The organism is Kitasatospora sp. NPDC001527 (genome assembly GCF_040298605.1).
In the GTDB taxonomy this organism is placed as follows: domain Bacteria; phylum Actinomycetota; class Actinomycetes; order Streptomycetales; family Streptomycetaceae; genus Kitasatospora.
In genome coordinates, this window is sequence record NZ_JBEPAM010000059.1 from 14,730 (window position 1) to 31,487 (window position 16,758).

Here is a 16,758-nt window from a genome sequence, read left to right on the forward strand (position 1 = left end):
GCCCGGTCGGCCCGTTGTCGGTGCGGGCGGCTAGGTTCTGAGGTGTCGCCGGGCTCCGCGCCCGCCGCGCCTCGCACCCCCGTCACGCCGTGCCCGGAAGGGGCCCACGCCATGTCAGCCACCGCCACCGACGCGCAGTCGACCTACCTGGAGCTGTCCGAGGACAGCGGCAGCGCGCACAAGTTCTACGAGGTCCTGGTCAGCGGGGCGGACGTCACCATCACCTACGGGCGGATCGGTGAGAGCGGTCAGACCAGGACCACCGGCTACCCCTCGGCGGAGAAGGCCGCGTCGGCCGCGGCCAAGAAGATCGGCGAGAAGGTCCGCAAGGGCTACGCCCCGGCGGTGCGCGGGGTGCGCCAGCGCCGGGCGGTGACCCGCCGGGCGATCGTCAGCAGCCGTTCGACGGCCCGCCAGGCGCCGGTGCTGTGGCGCTTCCGCTCCGGCGCGGCGGCGTTCGGCATCTTCGTCGGCGAGGAGCACGCCTGGGTCGGCAACGAGCGCGGCGACGTCTACACGCTCACCCACGACGGTGAGGTGACCGGCCGCTACGGCCTGCCGGACGGCGTCAAGTGCATCGTCGCCGACGACTGGTGGATCTACGCCGGGTGCGACGACGGCAAGGTGTACGACCTGGGCGGCAAGGTGCCGCGGGTGGCGTACGAGATAGCCGAGGACGTCGACATCTACTGGCTGGACATCCACGACGGCGTGCTCGGCGTGGCCGACGCGCGCGGCGGGATCACCACCGTCGACCACGAGGACGAGTTCCAGTGGCGCCGCTCGGCCGAGGGCAACCAGGGCTGGATGGTGCGCTGCGACAGCGACGGCGTCTACCACGGCCACTCGCGCGGAGTGGCCCGGTACGCCGCGCGCGGCGGCGCCCCGGTCTGGCACACCGCCACCGACGGCGCGGTGCTGTTCGGCTGGCAGGAGCGGGACGAGGTGTTCGCCGGCACCTCGCGCGGCTCGGTGCACCGGCTGCGCAAGGCGGACGGCTCCGAGGTGGCCCGCTACCGCTGCGACGCCTCGGTGTTCTCCTGCGCGGCCTCGCCCGACGGCCGCTACGTGTTCGCGGGCGACAACCACTCCTCGGTGTACTGCTTCGCGGCGGACGGCACCCGGCTGTGGAAGCTCGGGACCGGCTGCGGCTCGGCGTACAGCATGCAGTACCGCGACGGCCGGCTCTACCTGGTGACCACGGACGGCTCGCTGGTCTGCCTGGACGCGAGCGAGGCGGCGGTGCGGGCGGCCGAGGAGGGCCGGCTGCCGCAGGCCGCCGAGGTGGACGGCAGCGGCTGGACGGCGGCGGTGGCCGGTACCGCGATCGAGTCGGTGACGGTCGGTTCGGCGGGCGCGGCGGGCGGCATCGAGGTCGAGTGCGTGCAGGACGGCACCCGGCTGCGGGTGCGGGTGGTCTCGCCGGGCTACGACCCGATGCGCCGGGTGCAGTTCCCGAAGGACATCCGGGTCGCGGGCGCGCGGTACCTGGTGGCGGAGGTGCTGGAGTCCGGCAGCGGCTCGTTCTACCGTGCCCGCGGGGACATCAAGCGGCTGCTCTGAGTTCCCCGGACGGACTTTCCGTTCACGCCTGTTGACCGTTGACAGCCCGTCGCGGGCCTCGGTGTAATGCGGGTGCAATACGCACGCACGGCACACCGAACGTTTCGGGCTGTTCCCGGGGAAAGCAGGGCGTCATGAGCGTGGACACCGCGGCCGTCACGGATTCCGCCGATTCGGCGGAGGCCGCCGTGCCGAGTTCCCGGATGGCCGCGCTGTACGAGCGCGACCGGACGTGCCAGGGCCTGGGCATCGCGCTCGACGAGGTGTCCACCGGGCGGGCCGTGATGCGGATGACGGTCGGCCCGCACATGGTGAACGGGCACGGCATCGCCCACGGCGGCTTTCTCTTCCTGCTCGCCGACGCGGCGTTCTCCTACGCCTGCAACAGCTACGGCCCGGTGACGGTCGCCCAGGCCGCGCAGGTGACCTTCCTGGCGCCGGCCGCGGTGGGGGAGGAACTGACGGCCGAGGCGGTGGAACGCACGCGTTCCGGGCGGACCGGTGTTTACGACGTGACGGTGCGGAATGCGGCGGAAAAGGTGATCGCGGAATTCCGCGGCCAGAGCGTGATGCTGGCCGGAACGCCGCACGCGCGCTGACATCCGGGCAGGGGGCCGCGAAGCCCCCCGCCCGGGCGGGTGTCAGGCCGGCGGGCGCTCGTCGACGACCTGCTGGAGCTTGCCGGTGCGCGGGTTGGTGACCAGCTCCGCGCGCGGCACCCACTCCACCACCAGGTCGTGGATCACCCCGGCCGCCACGTCGTCCGGGTAGAGCGGACGCGCCTTGTACACCGCCTCGACCAGCTGCTCGGCCAGGCCGGCCGGCGGCTCCTCGGTGAAGCCCAGGCGCAGGATCAGCCCGTCCTTGCCCTCCCAGCGCCGCTGCACCAGCTGCATCCCGGAGATGACCCGGTCCGGGTCGTGGGCCAGCAGGACGGCGCGGATCTCCTCGGTCGGCATCGCCACCGTGCCGACCCGGGCGCCCTCGGCGGAGCGGCCGACCAGCCGGAACCGCCCGCGCTCCACGTCGACCCACTCGGCGCGGTCGCCGGTCGGGTAGCGCAGGATCGGCATCAGGGTGCGGAACAGGTTGGTGACCACCACCCGGCCGGGCACCCCGGGCCCGGTGACCGGCTCGCCGGTCACGTCGTCGACCAGCTCCACCACGGTGCGGTTCGGGAAGGCCTCGTGCACCCGGACGTCGTCGCCGGGCACCGGCGCGCCGACCAGACCGGCGTCCACCGAGGCGTAGCCGATCGAGGAGACGGCCGCGTTGGGGAACGCCCGGGCGAGGATCGGCCGCAGGTCGGCGAAGAGCAGGTCCCCGCCGAACAGCAGCAGTTCGATCCGCTCGGCGGGCCGGCCCTGCTTGACGAGGTGCTCGGCGACGGAGCTGAGCTTCATCGGCTCCCCGGCCAGCACGTCCACACCGAAGTCGTGGATCAGGTCGGCCACGTACGGGTCGGGCGCGGCGCCGACGGGCAGCCGGACGTTGTCGACCGGCGCGTGGTGCAGGGCGTTCTCGATGTAGAGGAAACCGCCGTAGAGTTCGCCGGCCCAGAACAGGTTGGCGACCCGGTGGCCGGGCTTGAGGCCGGCCTGGACCAGGCCCGCGCCGAAGGCGGTGACCGAGTCGGCGTGCTCGGTGCGCGTCCACGGGGAGAACTTGGGGACGCCGGTGGTGCCGCCGGTCTTGTAGACACCGGCGTCCAGCAGCGGGCCGGTGAGCAGGCGGTTGTCCGGCCAGGAGTTGGCGGCCCAGAAGGCGGTCTGCTCGATCAGCGGCAGCTGGGCGAGGTGCTCGACGCGCGCCGGCAGGTCCCGGTACAGCTCGGCGTAGAAGGGCGAGTTGCGGCGGGCGAAGTCGACCAGCTCGGCAAGGGGTTTGGCGGGCATGCGGGGGCTCCTGACGGGTGATCAGTTCGTTTGGTCGGCGCGGCCGATCCAGGTGCGGGCGAGGGCCTGGACGGCCGAGCCGTCCGGGTCGGCGAGCTTGTGCGCCAGGTGGCCGGCGGCCCAGGCGTTGGTGGGCACGCGGAAGGCGGGCCGCTCGGCGCGCAGCGTGCGCACCACCACCTCGGCGACCTCGGCGGCCGGCTGGCCGGCGGCCTCCCAGCCCTGGCCGCCGACCCAGGCCAGGTAGTCGGCGAAGGTCGGCGCGTACGGGCCGGAGGCGGCCGCGATGGTGCGGCGGTCGATGTCCGGGAAGACGCCGAACGCCGTGTCGGGCACGAAGCCGGGGACGACCACGGAGACCCGTACGCCGTGCGCGGCGGCCACCGGGGCGAGGCTCTCCATGAAGCCCTCGACGGCGAACTTGGCGGCGCAGTAGGCCTCGTTGAACGGCTGGCCGACCACCCCGTGCACGCTGCCGAGGGTGACCAGCCGGCCGCCGGCGGCGCGCAGCAGCGGCAGGGCGGCGCGGCTGACGGCGATCACGCCGAAGAAGTTCACCTCCAGGTTCGCCCGCAGCGCGGCGTCGGTGGACATCTCCAGCGTGGGGTCGAAGTTGGAGACGCCGGCGTTGTTGACCACCGCGTCCAGCCGCCCGTACGTCGCGGCCACGCCGTCGACGCAGGCGGCGACGGACGCCGGTTCGGTGACGTCCAGCCGGCGGACGTCCAGGGTGACCCCGGCCAGCTCGGCGGCCTTCAGCAGGGCGTCGGCGCGGGCCGGATCGCGCAGGGTGGCCACGGTGGTGAACCCGGCGCGGGCGGCGGCCACCGCGGTGGCCAGGCCGATGCCGGAGGAGCAGCCGGTGATCAGCAGCACGTCCTTCGCCGTCATGACGCGCTCTCCGACAACTCCGGTGCGGTGTCCGATGGTTGGGCCTTCGGCTCGCGGGCGGCGGCGTCCAGCCGGGGCTGGATGCCGAGCGCGGGCAGGAAGGAGCAGGCCGCCAGCAGCGTGCCGCCGGCCATCACCCAGCGCGCGGCGTCCCGGATGCCCAGCGGCCCGGTGAGCGCGGTGACGGCCAGGCCGCCGACCAGCGCGGCGAGCGGGATCACGCCCCAGGTGACGGTGCGGAACGCCGCGTGCATCACGCCCTGGTGCTCGGCGGACATCCGCGACTGCCGGGTGGGCGCGCTGCACACGTTGATGCAGGACATGAAGAAGCCGTAGCAGCCCATGGTCACCGCGATCACCGGCCCGGCGGGCAGCGCGGGCGCGGCCAGCACGCCCAGGCCGACCAGGCAGTGCAGCAGCAGCGACCAGGCCAGCGTCCGGCCCAGGCCGAGGCGCCCGCTGATCCGGGGCGCGACCACGGCCCCGATCAGCGCGCCCACCGCGCCGACCGACATGGCCGCGCCCAGCACGCCGACCGACACGCCGAGGCCCCGGTAGGCGAGCACCGGCAGCACGGTGACGAAGACCGGCCCGCCGGAGTTGAGGACGACGGCCGCCAGTACCACCCGGCGCAGCACCGGGTCGGCCCAGTTCATCCGGAAGCCGGCCGTCAGCCGCTCCCACACGGTGCCCTCGACGACGGTCCGCTCGCCCCACGGCGGCATGGCGCGGAAGCAGGCGGCGGACACCAGGTAGCTGGCCGCGTCCACCACCAGCGCGCCCACCCCGAGCGCGCTGTACAGGCCGGCGGCGATCGAGGGGCCGGCCACCTCGGAGACCGAGTTGCTGCCCTCCAGCCGGGAGTAGGCGCGCACCATCCGGTCCTCGGGGACCACGGCCGGGACGGCGATCAGGTAGCCGACGTTGAAGAAGATGGTCGCGCCGCTGATCACCGCCACGCAGCCGAACAGCAGCGCGGTGGAGAGGAAGTCCAGCCAGTAGGCGAGCGGGATCACCAGGACGGCGGCCAGCCGCAGCAGGTCGCAGACGAGCATCGTGCGGCGCTTGTCCCAGCGGTCGACCAGCACCCCGGCGACCGGGCCGAGCAGCGGGATGCCGAGGTACTGGGCCATCGCCACCACGCCGACCTGGAGGGCGGAGGCGTGCAGGACGAAGATCATCAGGGTGGGGACGACGAAAACGGTGATCCGGTCGCCGACCACGCTGATGGTCTGGCCGCTCCAGAACAGGTTGAAGCCGCGGCCCAGGTCCTCCGGCCGCCGCAGCTTCACGAGGCCTCCCCGGGCGCCTGCGAAGCGACAGAGGCCTCGCGGACCACGCCCTCGCGGACCCCGGCCTCGCGGACCACGAAGGAGGCCGTCTTGCCGGTGCGGTCGTTGCCGACCAGCGCGTCCGTGACCCGGACCGTGACGTGCTCCGGGTCGTGCTGGAAGGCGGTGCTCAGCGTGAAGGTGTCGGCCAGCAGCCCGGCGCGCAGCGCCGCCGTGTCCACCCCGGCGCCCGGGTCGGCCAGCAGCAGCACGTCCACGCCGGTGGCCCGGCCGCCGTCCTCGGTGATCACCACCTGCGCCCGGGAGACTCCGGGCGCGCCCTCCGCCCGGGCGACCAGCTCGTCCACGTGCAGCCCGAGGCCGCGCACCTGGACGACGTTGTCGCGCCGCCCCAGCACCCGCATCGCCCGGCCCGGCCGCCCGCACGGGCAGGAGGTCAGCTCGCCCGCGTCGCCGGTGCGGTAGCGCAGCACCGGGTTGAGCATCTCCGGGTTCAGGGTGGTGAAGTCCAGCAGCCCGTCCGGGCCCGCGTGCACCAGCTGCTCGGGCAGCGGGTGGAAGGTGTCGGCGGGGCAGTCGGGCGTGTTGGTGGCGACCACCCAGGTCTCGGTGGAGCCGAACATGCCCCAGCGGCGGGCCCGCGGCGCGACGGCCGCGAGGTCCTCCTCCAGCTGGGGCTGCCAGGCCTCGCCGAGCCAGAGCACCTTGCGCAGGGCCGGCAGCTCGATCCCGGCGGCGCGGGCGTGCGCGAACCACAGCCGCAGCACGCTCGGGGTGCCGCCGATCGCGGTCACGCCCCGGTCGGCGAGGAAGGCCAGCCAGTCCGGGTACTCCTCCCGGGTGATCGAGCCGAGCGCGATCACCCGGCAGCCGGCCCGGTCGGCCAGCGCGGCGGCCAGGAAGTGCGCGCCCCACATCCGGCCCGCGCCCCAGGCGTTGGCGAACACGTCCTCGCGCTCCAGGGCCTGCCAGTGGGCGTGCACGCCGGCCATGTAGAAGCCGGTGGGCGCGTAGCCGACCTTGGGCGCGCCGGTGGAGCCGCCGCTCTGGAACAGCCAGGTGGCGGCGGTGTCGGAGCGCGGCTCCAGGTGGGCGAGGGCGGCGTTCAGGTCGTCCTTGAGCAGCGGCGGCAGCGCGGCCAGCGCGTCGAGGGTGCCGACGGCGCCGGGGTGGGCGGTGTAGTGCCCGGCGAGCGCGGGCACCGTGCGCAGCCGCTCCAAGGTCGCCGTGGCGACGGCGAGTCGGGCCTCGGCCGCGTCGGGCGGCAGGGAGAAGGCGTCGGTCATCGGTCTTCCGATCGGGGGGTGGTGGGCTGCGGGGTGCCACCGGCGAGCCAGGTGGCGTGGGCGTTGCGGTAGGCGGTGAACCGGGCCCGGGTGATGTCGCGTTGCAGGACGCGCCCCGGGTCGTCGAAGTCCGGGGCGATCACGCCGTCCGGCTCCAGCTCCGAGAACCAGTACCGCTCGCCGTCGTGGAGGAAGTCCACGCAGAAGAACGGGATCGCCAGCTTCTTCGCGAAGTACGCGGTGGCCTCGGCCAGTTCGGGCGGCACGGGCGGGAAGTCCATGGTCCCGCCGCGGCTGGCGTTGGCCACCGGCGAGCCGGGCTCGGGCACCCGCCGCAGCGCCGCGTACGGCTCGCCGTCGATCACGTAGACGCGGTAGTCCACGGTGCCGTCGCCGAGGTAGGGCTGGGCGACCAGCGTGGTGTCCCCGCCCTGGGCGAGGCTGGCCAGGCCCCGGATGTCCTCCGGGCCGCGCGCCAGGTTGATCCCGCCACCGCCGCACCAGCCGGCCGGCTTGACGATCGCCGGGTAGGTCAGACCGTCGAGCGCCACCTCGTACCGGTGCTTGGCGATGTCCCGGCCGGTGCCGATGCGGATCGACGGGATCGGCGGCACCGGCGAGTCGGCCAGGTGCAGGACGGTGGCCAGCTTGTCGTTGCCGATCAGCGAGATGTGCGGGGGGAAGGGCAGGTAGAAGCCGGCCTGCTCCAGCACCGCGTACAGCGCGTACTGGTTGAACACGTCCATCGACTGGTACGGCAGCGAGTACAGCGCGGTGATGAACAGGGTGTCCTGCGGGGTCACCGGCTCCTCGTCGACGTACACCAGCGGGCGGGCCGGGTCGGTGGCGTCCACGGTGACCGCCTCCGGAGCGTGCCGGCACCAGGTGAGGCCCAGCTCCTCGGCCACCTCGGCGTAGAGGTCCCAGAAGAAGTGGCGCCAGGTCGCGGTCATCCGGGTGGACTCGCGGTCGGGGAAGATCCAGCACATCCGGCGCAGCGGGCCGGGATCGGGCGCGGCGGGACCGGGGTGCTGCGGGGCGGCGGGGTTCACCGTGCTGCTCCTTCCTGGGGTGCGGGCTGCCCGGCCCGCTCGGCCCACCAGCGGCGGCCGGCGTCGGGGAGGGTGTCCACCGGGTCGTAGTAGGGGTGGAGGCGGTCGAGCGCGTCGTGCCCGGCCGGGGCGGAGCCGGCCTCGCGGGCCTCCGGCCCGGTGCGGTAGTTCTTCGTCCAGTACGAGATGCCGCGTTCGCGGTCGTACGCCACCACCTGGTGCACCCAGCGCTTGCCGAGCCTCGGCACGTCGCAGACCAGGCGCGGGGTGGCGTAGCCGGGCAGATAGCCCATGATCGCCTCCTGGAGGCGCTGCGCCTGGTGCAGGCTGGTCCGCCAGTGCTCGGCGTTGGGGATCATGTCGCAGAGGTAGAAGTAGTACGGCAGGATGTTCGCCTCGCCCTGGAGGGCGAAGCAGAGGTCCAGCAGGTCCTCGGGGGTGTCGTTGACCCGTCGCATCAGCACGCCCTGGTTGCGCACGTCCCGCACGCCCGCGTCGAGCAGCGCCCGGGCGGCCTCGGCGACCAGCGGGGTCACCGAGCGGACGTGGTTGGCGTGGGTGTGCACGGCGAGGTTGACGGCCCGGCCGGCGGCGAGCGTCGCCACCCGGTGCACGCCCTCCAGGACCCGCGGCTGCAGCCAGTGCTGCGGCAGCCCGACCACCGCCTTGCTGGCGAGCCGGATGTCGCGCACCGACTCCAGCTCCAGCAGCCGGCGCAGGAAGGACTCCAGCTGCGGCCAGGGCACGTTGGCGAGGTCCCCGCCGGAGACCACCACGTCGCGCACGGCGGGGGTGCGCTTGAGGTAGTCGAGCATCTGCTCCTGGCGGTGCTCCGGCCGCAGCACCAGCCGGGTCTTGGCGACCTGCGGGGTGGAGGTGCCGACCAGGTCCATCCGGGTGCAGTGCCCGCAGTACTGCGGGCAGGTGGAGACCAGTTCGGCCAGCACCTTGGTGGGGTAGCGGTGGGTGAGGCCCTCGACCACCCACATCTCGGCCTCGTGCAGCGAGTCGCGCTCGGCCTTGGGGTGGCTGGGCCACTGCGGCAGCCGGTCGGCGTGCACCGGCAGCATGTAGCGGCGGACCGGGTCGGCCAGGAAGGCCGCGGTGTACGCCTCGGGGGTGGTCGGGGCCTGCGCGGCGATGGTGTTGAGCAGCTGCGGCGGCACCAGGAGCGGCATGGTCGCGAACCGCGCCTGGTCGGCGTCGAGCTGCTCGTAGACCTCGGGTGTCAGCAACTCGCCGACTACGGCGCGCAGTTGGCGGGTGTTCTTGACGCAGTGGGCGCGCTGCCACTGGGCGTCGCGCCACTGCGCCCCGGTCACGTCGCGCCAGCCGGGCAGCCGGCGCCAGTCCGGCTCCACCAGCGGCGTGCGGACGTACTGGTAGGGCTGCGGCGGCGCGGGGGGCGCCTGGGTCGCGGGGTGGTCGGCCATCCCGGGGCTACTGGCCGGTGAAGAGGGTGGCGAAGCGGGTGCGCAGTTCGCGCTTGAGCACCTTGCCGGTGGGCCCGAGCGGGAACTCCTCCGGTGTGCGGGCGATCCGGACGGCGGCGAGCGCGGCCAGTCCCGTCTCCGCGAGCGCCTTGTTGGCGGCCTCCAGGACGTCGTCCTCGGTGGCCTGCGCCGCCTCCTGCTGCACCTGGACGACGGCGATGGGCCGTTGAACCTCGCCGGCGGCGCCGGGCACGCCGACCACCGAGCAGTCCCGGACCAGCTCGGCGCAGTCCGCGAGCAGCACCTCCTCGATCGGCAGGCTGTAGACCGGGCCGGCCGCGGTGTCGATGACGTCCACCGTGCGGTCCAGGTGGTAGAACCGGCCCTCGGCGTCGCGCCGGGCGACGTCCCCGGTCAGCCAGTACCCGGCCAGCTCGAAGCTCGCGGTCAGCCGCTCGTTGTTCCAGTAGCCCGGGGTGCGCGAGGGCGAGTCGACCGCCAGCAGCCCGACCGTGCCGTCCGGCACCTCAGTGCCGTCCTGGTCCAGCACGGCGGCCCGGCGCACCACCTCCAGCGGCTTGCCGACGCAGCGGTCGTCGCGGACCGTCTCCGGCGTGGTGACCTGGCCGAACAGGGCCATGCCCATCTCGGAGGAGCCCAGGCCGTCGACGAACTGCGAACCGGGCAGGGCGGGTTGGTCGGCCCGCTCCTGCGGCAGCAGCCAGGGCCGGATCAGTCCGGCCGGGCGCTCGCCGAGCCGCACCAGCCGGCGGATGTGCCCGTAGTGCGCGCTGTCGCCGGTGTTGAACCAGGAGTGCACCTTGGCGGCGCCCTTCACCGGCAGGTCCCCGGTGGCGAGTTCGACGAAGGTGCGCGGGAAGGAGGCGACCATGGTCGGCCGGAAGGCCTCCATCACCGGCTCGACCACCGAGCGGCGCCAGTCGGCCATCACCACGGTCGGCAGGCCGAGCAGGGTCGCGGTGAGGAAGTAGCTGAGGCCGCCGGCGTGGGTGTGCGGCATCAGCGACATCAGCCGGTCGTACGGCTCGGCCGGGAAGCGGACCATGCGGGGCTGCTTGCCGTCCCAGAACTGGCGGTGCGCCAGCATGGTGGACTTGGGCGTGCCGGTGGTCCCGGAGGAGTGGATCAGCGCGACCACGTCGTCCGGCGCGTGCCGGTAGGGGTACGCGGCGGGCAGGCCGCCGGAGGCGTCCGCGTCGAAGGCCTGCACCTCGGCGGCGAGCGCGAGGAAGCGGGGACGGCGCTGCGGGTCCTGGCGGTAGGCGGCGGCGAGCCGGGTGGTGTCGTCGGCCACCACGCCGACCACGCCGACGTGGTTGAGGTAGCGGACCATCACGTCGTGCCGCATCGCGTCGTTGACCAGGGCCGGGACGGCGCCCAGCGCGGTGAGCGCGAGGAAGTGCAGCAGCGGCTCCAGGCCCTCGGCGATCACCACGGCGACCGGCTCGCCGGGGCGCACGCCGTTGGCGTGGTACCAGGCGGCGTAGCGGTCGCGCAGCGCGGCCAGGTCGAGCAGGCTGTGGCCGCGCAGCACGACGGCGCCGCGGTGGTCGGTGTGGTGGCTGTAGGCGAAGGGGACCGCGCGGTTCGGGTTCACGGCGATCGCGTGGTCGAGGAAGTTGCCGGCGCCGAGGCCGGGTTCGGCCATCAGCCGCTCGCGGGCGGCGAGCGGCGCGACCGGGCCGGGCGCGGTGGTGCTCGGGGAGGAACTCGGGTCGCTCATGGCGTCTCCTGAGAGGGGGGTGGCCCGCGGTTCTTGTGGAACGGGAGCACGGGCGAAGGGGGAAGCGGTGCCGGGTGGTGCTGGTGCCCGGGGCGGTGGACCGGACGGTGGATCAGACCCCGCCGTCGAGGATCTCCGCGACGACCCGGTGGCCGGAGCGGATCGCGCCCTCCAGCAGGCCGAAGAACTCCGTGCTGGTCTCGGTGCCGGCCCAGTGCACCCGGCCGTGCGGCGCGGTCAGCGTCGGGCCGAGTCGCAGCCAGTCGCCCGGCCCGAAGAGTGCGGCGTAACAGCCCTTGCTGTAGGGCTCGTTGACCCAGTCGGTGACATGGAAGCCGACCGGCTCGGGCAGCATCGGGAACAGCCGGGCGGCCTGCGCGACCGCGGCCGCGCGCTGCTCACGCGGCCCAAGTGCGGCGTAGCGGTGCGCCTCGGCGCCGGTGACGAAGCCGGTCAGCACGCCGGCCTCCGAGCCGGCCGGCGAGTCGTCCACCGTGGAGAGCAGCGGGCCCTCCGCGTTGACCGACCACCCGGAGAGCCCGTGCTCGCGCCAGAGCGGCGACGGGTAGACCAGGTTCACCTTGACGGCGCAGCCGCGCCCGGTGCGCTCGCCCGCCCGGCGGGCCGGCGGCTCGGGTCCCAGGTCGAGAGTGTCGGCGAGCAGCGGCGGCAGCGCCACCACCGCGACGTCGGCCCGGTACGCGGCGCCGCGCTCGGTGTGCACGGTGACCCCGTCGGCGTCCTGGGCGACGGCCCGCACCGCCTCGCCGAGCCGCACGGCGCCGTGCGGCCGCCCGTCCACCCGGGCGGCGAGCCGCTCGCAGAGCAGGTGCGCGCCGCCCGCGACCCGGTCCTGCTGGGCGCCGCCCTCGAAGGCGTTGAGGTAGCGCAGGCCGCCGCCCGAGCGCAGGTAGAAGGCCATGTGCAGGACGGAGACGTCGGCCGGGTCGGCGGCCATCATCTCGCCCAGGAAGAGCGGGAAGAACAGCCGGGCGTCCGGGTGGGTGAGGTACTGCCCGGCCCACTCGGCGGCGGTGAGGGTGTCCAGCCGCTCGGCGTCCGGGGTGAGCCAGGGCGCCTCCGGCCGGACGACGGCGGTCAGGTCGGCGAGGTGGTCGAAGAGCTCGCCGAGCGCCACCGCGTTGAGCGGCGGGAACCGGCCGTCCCGGGTGGCGTGCGCGCTGTCCTCGCCGCCGCCGAGCGCGAAGCGGCTCGCGCCGAGCATCGTGGTGGGGCTGGTGTGGAGGCCCAACTCTTTGATGAGGGTCAGGAGTTCGGTGTGCCGGGCACCGAGGTAGGCGGCGCCCGCGTCGATCCAGGCGCCGGGGGCGACCTCGATCCCGTGGGTCCGTCCGCCGACCCGCTCGCGGGCCTCCAGCACGGTGACCCCGACGCCGCGGGCCGCCAGCCCCTCGGCGGCGGTCAGCCCCGCCGGCCCGGCGCCGACGACGACGGCGGAGCGCGCTCTGCCGCCGCTCATCCGGCGCTCGCGATCAGCTCGGCGAGGCCGGCCGGGGTCGGCGCGAGCACGAAGTCCTCGAAGGACAGCTCGACGCGGTAGGCGCGGGCGACCGCGCTCAGCACGCGGGTGGCGATGAGGGAGTCGCCGCCCAGGAGGAAGAAGTCCGAGTCCGCCGCGACGTCGTCCGTCTCCAGGACGCGGCGGAAGATCGCCGCCACGCCCTCCGTGTCGGCGGGGGTGGTGTCTACGCTGCTCAACGAGGCTCTCCTAGGACCGTCGGGTGTGCGGTGCGCCGGGGCGGCACCGGGTGAGGGGGACCGTTCGTTCGCGCGGGCCCGGGTCCGGGCGCGCGGGCAGGGGGAGGTCTGCAGGGGGGGGGCTACGAGCGCGCCGGGGCCGGTGCGGCGGCGCCGTGGCGGCGGTGCGAGGCGGCCCGGTCGACCTTGCCGCTCGCGGTGAGCACCAGCTCGGGCACGACGGTGATCCGGCTGGGCACGAGGTGGCCGGGCAGCCGGTCCCGCAGGTACCCGCGGACCTCGGCGGCCAGGGTCGCGGTGTCCGCCCCGGCGCGCGGGACCAGGTAGGCGACCAGCGCGGAGCGGCCGGCGAGGCTCGCCCCCGTCACCGCCGCGGCCTGCACGCCCGGGTGGCCGCCGAGGTGCGCCTCCACCTCGGCCAGGTCGACCCGGATCCCGCGCACCTTCAACTCGCCGTCCATGCGGCCCTGGTGGGTGAGCGCGCCGTCCGGTGCGCGGCTCACCCGGTCGCCGGTGCGGAACCAGCGCACGCCCTCGGCGTCCTCGGTGAAGCGGGCCGCGGTGGCCTCCGGCAGGCCGAGGTAGCCGAGCGCCACCGCGGGTCCGCCGATCAGCAACTCGCCGCGTTCGTCGATCCGTTCGAGCACGTGGGGCAGGGCCCGGCCGATCGGTACCCGGTCGCCGGGCGCCCAGGGCCGGTCGCGGCCGGCGGCCAGCGGGCCGTGCAGGTCGACGGCATGGGTGATCAGCGTGGTCTCGGTGGACCCGTAGGTGTTGAGCAGCCGGATCCGCCCGGTGTCGAGGGCGGCCCAGTCGGCGAGCCGGGCCGGGTTGGCGGCCTCGCCGCCGATCACCAGCAGCCGGACGCAGCCGGGCAGTGCGCCGCCCTCCTCGGCCAGGTGGAGGACCAGTTCGTGCCAGAAGGCGGTGGGCAGGTCGAGCACGGTGATCCGCTCGCGCTCGACCAGTCGCAGGAAGCGCGGGAACGATCCGCTGTGCGCCTCGCGGTCGAGGACGAGCGCGGCGCCGGTGGTGAGCGCCGGCAGGATCTCCTCGAAGCAGGTGTCCCAGTTCAGCGAGGCGAACTGGAGCACGCGGTCCCCGGCGGTGAGGCCGAACAGGGTGCGCAGCGAGTCGACGGTGGCGGAGATCGCCCGCCTCGGTGTGACGACGGGTTTCGGCTGCCCGGTCGAACCCGACGTGAAGAGCAGATAGGCCGGCGGCTGCGGTCCGGGTTCCCCCGCGCCGCCTCGGGCGGTCTCCGCTAATCGCGGTAACCCGGCCGGGGCCGGGCGGAGTTCGGGGTCCAGGCCGAGGGTGGTGCGGCAGCCGGCCGCCGTGAGCATCTCCTGCTGCCGCTGCGGCGGGAACGCCGGGTCGACCGGGCAGTAGGTGCCGCCGGCGGCGAGGATGCCGAGCAGCCCGACGACGGTGTCCGGGGTGTGCACCGCCGGAACCGCCACCACGCCCGGCGCGGTGCCGATTCGCTCGGCCAAATGGCCTGCCATTTCGTGCAGTTGGCGATAACTGAGGTCCTGCCCGTGGTGGACGATCGCCGGTCGCCCGGGATATCGGCGCACGGTTTCCGTGAACGCGTCAATCACGTCGGAAGTGGCCCCGTTGATGTTGCGGTTATTTGTCATGCCCGCCCCAAAGAATGCCGTGCGAGCACGTGTTCGGTGCTCGGCGGACCGGGACTCTACCCGCCGAGCCTGCGGAGCCACAATGGTTGTTGAGGATGTCGCTTCAAGGAGGTGTGGTTGACATGTGAACGGGACCGGCGCTGTCCGGGCGCTCTCCTGTGATCCGAGTGACTGCGGAAGGTGTCGGCCCGATCACCTGACGCGACGGCGCCCCGGCGGCTTTCCACGCGGAGATCGCACACCATCCAACTCCGCTGCCATTTCCCGTCGTTTACGGGAATGCCGATCCGTTCGACTGCGCCGTGCCGGGCGCGCCCGCCGGCGCGCGGGCGTTCCCGCTGCTGGCGGCCCCCCGCCCCGGGCCGCGCCGGCGCACCCGGAAGCCGGCGCCGCCCGGCCGTGAATCCGCCGATCGGACGCCGACGGACCGTCCGTCCGTCAACCGCGCGCCGCCTCCCACACGGCACTCGCGCCGAAGTGCACGTCGTACTCCTCCTGCCGGGCCCGCAGGTCCTCGAACGGCAGCCGCCCCCGGGTCACGTCCCCGAGCGCGCGGAAGTACCCGAAGCGCCGCACCCCCGGCGCCGCGACCACCAGCAGGTCCGCCGTGCTCCCGGCCGCCGCCCCGAAGGCGTGCGGCAGCAGCGGCGGCACCGCGACCGCCCCGCCCGCCGCCACCGTCACCAGCTCCTCGCCCAGCAGGAACTCCGCCGCCCCGTCCAGCACCTGGAAGAACTCCCAGGACACCGCGTGGTGGTGCGGCCGGGCCCCGTTCGCGCCGACGCCGAGCGTCAGCCGGTTGGCGCCGAGCGCGCCGCGCGTGGCGTCCCCGTCCACCAGCAGCCCGAACGCCCCGCCCGCCGGCAGCTCCACCCGCTCGGCGTCCTCCGCCCGCACCACGATCGCCCCTGCCCGCTCCGCCGTCATGTGCCGTTCCCTTCGTCCTTCGTCCGAGCTCCCGCCGTACGCCACCATTCGACCGGCGGGATGGATCGGGAGCCAGCGGCGGTTGGAGACCACCGTGATCGCCGATCGAGATGACCGGAGGCGGGCGGGGTGGAACTCAGGCAGCTCCAGTACTTCGTGGCGGTGGCCGAGGAGGGCGGCTTCGGCCGGGCCGCCGAACGCCTCGTCATCGTCCAGTCCGCGGTGAGCGCGCAGATCGGCCGGCTGGAGCGCGAACTCGGGGTGCCGCTGTTCGACCGCTCCACCCGCGGCACCCGGCTGTCCACCGCCGGCGAGCGCCTCCTCCCGCAGGCCCGCGCCGCCCTCGCCGCCGCCGACCGGATCCGCGACAGCGCCGCCGCGCTGCGGGACGGGACGGACGGGGTGCTGCGGCTCGGGGTGGTGCAGACCCCCGACGGCCGCCTGGACGCCGCGCTCGCCCGCCTCGCCGCCCGTGCCCCCGGCCTGCGGGTGCGCCTGCGCCAGGCGCCGCCCGCCGAACGGCTGGACGCCCTGCGCTCGGGACGCCTGGACGCCGCGCTGTTCCGCCCGGCCCCGGACACCCCCGGCCTCGTCCGCCTCCCGGTCTGGCGCGACCCCCTCCACGTGGCGCTGCCCGCCGACCACCCGCTCGCCGCCGAGCCCTCGCCGGATCTCGCCCGGCTCGCCCGGCTGCCCCTGCGCCTGGCCCCCCGCGACCGCAACCCGGGCTTCCACGCCCTCGTCACCGAGGCCTGCCGCGCCGTAGCCGCCGACCCGCCGCCCGGCGAACCGTTCACCACCCTGCGCGAGACCCTCGCCGAGATCGGCACCGCCCCCGAGCCGTCCTGGACCGTGTTCTACGAGGTCAACGGCCTCCCCGGGCTGCCGCGCACCGCCGTCCGCCCGCTGGCCGCGCTCACCGTCCCCACCGTCCTCGCCCACCCCGCCGGCCCGCGCTCGCCGGCCCTCGGCCACCTGCTGGCCGCCCTGCGCGAGCCCGGCCCGGCACTGCGCACGCCGATATGAGACGGCCGGGGTCGCACCCGCCGGCCGCCCCCGTCATGACTCCCGGGTGCCTCGCGGCGCGGGGAGTCCGGACCGCGGCCCGGCCCACGGGCCGGCCGGTCGGCGGGCTCCGTCACCGGCGGCGCCCCGCCGGCGGTCGAGCCGCTGCGGTGCGGTGCGGTGTTCGGCGGGTGCCGCGGTGGCCGCCACCCAGCTGTGGGACTGGTTCGCCTCCCGCTGACACGGCCGGTCGTGCCGTGCGCGGAGCCGTGGACGGAGGGGAGGAGCCGGTGCGGCCGTCTCCCCCC

The 16,758-nt window shown here is 74.8% G+C and carries 14 protein-coding genes; 3 read left to right on the forward strand and 11 right to left on the reverse strand.

The genetic code is table 11. From position 1 onward, the window contains the following. The first annotated feature begins 111 nt into the window (after positions 1-111). Both ABT238_RS34070 and paaI read left to right on the forward strand, forming a co-directional pair. Positions 112-1,563 (forward strand): WGR domain-containing protein, encoded by a 1,452-nt coding sequence (locus ABT238_RS34070; protein ID WP_350564396.1) that lies wholly within the window; start codon positions 112-114, stop codon positions 1,561-1,563. Between the two features lie 140 nt (positions 1,564-1,703). After that, entirely contained in the window at positions 1,704-2,162 is a 459-nt protein-coding gene (paaI, locus tag ABT238_RS34075; protein WP_502891491.1) for a hydroxyphenylacetyl-CoA thioesterase PaaI, read from the forward strand. 42 nt (positions 2,163-2,204) lie between these two features. Here paaI and ABT238_RS34080 read toward each other — a convergent pair whose 3' ends face one another. The 11 genes from ABT238_RS34080 to ABT238_RS34130 form a co-directional block, all read right to left on the reverse strand. After that, positions 2,205-3,458 (reverse strand): phenylacetate--CoA ligase family protein, encoded by a 1,254-nt coding sequence (locus ABT238_RS34080; protein WP_350803680.1) that lies wholly within the window; start codon positions 3,456-3,458, stop codon positions 2,205-2,207. A 21-nt stretch (positions 3,459-3,479) separates the two neighbouring features. Then, positions 3,480-4,349, reverse strand: a complete 870-nt coding sequence (locus tag ABT238_RS34085) for an SDR family NAD(P)-dependent oxidoreductase (protein ID WP_350803685.1) — start codon at positions 4,347-4,349, stop codon at positions 3,480-3,482. Continuing rightward, positions 4,346-5,641 carry an MFS transporter gene (locus tag ABT238_RS34090; RefSeq protein WP_350564392.1) on the reverse strand — a complete coding sequence of 432 codons (1,296 nt, stop codon included), beginning with the start codon at positions 5,639-5,641 and terminating at the stop codon, positions 4,346-4,348. Before ABT238_RS34090 ends, ABT238_RS34085 begins: the two co-directional genes overlap by 4 nt. After that, positions 5,638-6,927 (reverse strand): phenylacetate--CoA ligase family protein, encoded by a 1,290-nt coding sequence (locus ABT238_RS34095; RefSeq protein ID WP_350564390.1) that lies wholly within the window; start codon positions 6,925-6,927, stop codon positions 5,638-5,640. The genes ABT238_RS34090 and ABT238_RS34095 overlap by 4 nt, the downstream gene beginning before the upstream one ends. Then, on the reverse strand, positions 6,924-7,979 hold the full coding sequence (locus ABT238_RS34100; RefSeq protein ID WP_350803697.1) for an ATP-grasp domain-containing protein: 1,056 nt from the start codon (positions 7,977-7,979) through the stop codon (positions 6,924-6,926). Before ABT238_RS34100 ends, ABT238_RS34095 begins: the two co-directional genes overlap by 4 nt. After that, positions 7,976-9,412, reverse strand: a complete 1,437-nt coding sequence (locus ABT238_RS34105) for a KamA family radical SAM protein (protein ID WP_350564387.1) — start codon at positions 9,410-9,412, stop codon at positions 7,976-7,978. Before ABT238_RS34105 ends, ABT238_RS34100 begins: the two co-directional genes overlap by 4 nt. Positions 9,413-9,419: 7 nt before the next feature. Continuing rightward, positions 9,420-11,156 (reverse strand): class I adenylate-forming enzyme family protein, encoded by a 1,737-nt coding sequence (locus ABT238_RS34110; RefSeq protein WP_350564385.1) that lies wholly within the window; start codon positions 11,154-11,156, stop codon positions 9,420-9,422. A gap of 112 nt (positions 11,157-11,268) precedes the next feature. Continuing rightward, a complete protein-coding gene (locus ABT238_RS34115; protein WP_350564383.1) occupies positions 11,269-12,636 on the reverse strand; it encodes a flavin monoamine oxidase family protein in 1,368 nt (455 codons plus the stop codon). After that, positions 12,633-12,875 carry a phosphopantetheine-binding protein gene (locus ABT238_RS34120; RefSeq protein ID WP_350564382.1) on the reverse strand — a complete coding sequence of 81 codons (243 nt, stop codon included), beginning with the start codon at positions 12,873-12,875 and terminating at the stop codon, positions 12,633-12,635. The genes ABT238_RS34115 and ABT238_RS34120 overlap by 4 nt, the downstream gene beginning before the upstream one ends. Before the next feature lie 122 nt (positions 12,876-12,997). Continuing rightward, positions 12,998-14,518 carry an amino acid adenylation domain-containing protein gene (locus ABT238_RS34125; RefSeq protein WP_350803709.1) on the reverse strand — a complete coding sequence of 507 codons (1,521 nt, stop codon included), beginning with the start codon at positions 14,516-14,518 and terminating at the stop codon, positions 12,998-13,000. Positions 14,519-14,956: 438 nt separating this feature from the next. Continuing rightward, positions 14,957-15,445 (reverse strand): cupin domain-containing protein, encoded by a 489-nt coding sequence (locus tag ABT238_RS34130; RefSeq protein ID WP_350803718.1) that lies wholly within the window; start codon positions 15,443-15,445, stop codon positions 14,957-14,959. 129 nt (positions 15,446-15,574) lie between these two features. Here ABT238_RS34130 and ABT238_RS34135 point away from each other — a divergent pair, with 129 nt between their 5' ends. Continuing rightward, the gene (locus ABT238_RS34135; RefSeq protein WP_350803725.1) at positions 15,575-16,471 is read left to right on the forward strand and encodes a LysR family transcriptional regulator; all 897 of its coding nucleotides are present in this window, start codon (positions 15,575-15,577) and stop codon (positions 16,469-16,471) included. Positions 16,472-16,758 lie beyond the last annotated feature (287 nt).